This window comes from Bacillus cereus group sp. BfR-BA-01309 (assembly GCF_022664315.1).
GTDB classification, from domain to species: Bacteria; Bacillota; Bacilli; order Bacillales; family Bacillaceae_G; genus Bacillus_A; species Bacillus_A mobilis.
The window spans coordinates 1-399 of sequence record NZ_JAKUHE010000072.1; the positions used below are offsets into that span (position 1 = coordinate 1).

The window sequence follows — 399 nt, forward strand, 5'->3', positions numbered from 1 at the left end:
CGGCTACTTCTTGATTTGGCACTTCATTATGAATTGGTGCAGCTGGTGTTACCGGTGTTGTCGTTGGCCCAGCAGCTACTTCTTGATTTGGTACTTCATTATGAATTGGTGCAGCTGGTGTTACCGGTGTTGTTGTTGGCCCAGCAGCTACTTCTTGACCTGGCACTTCATCATGAATTGGTGCAGCCGGTGTTACCGGTGTTGTCGTTGCCCCAGCGGCTACTTCTTGATTTGGTACTTCATTATGAATTGGTGCAGCTGGTGTTACCGGTGTTGTCGTTGCCCCAGCGGCTACTTCTTGATTTGGTACTTCATTATGAATTGGTGCAGCTGGTGTTACCGGTGTTGTTGTTGGCCCAGCGGCTACTTCTTGATTTGGCACTTCATTATGAATTGGTG

General features: G+C 48.4%; 1 pseudogene. It reads right to left on the reverse strand.

The features are described from left to right. Positions 1 to 399 (reverse strand): annotated as a pseudogene (locus MR115_RS29660) (hypothetical protein); the annotation flags it as partial.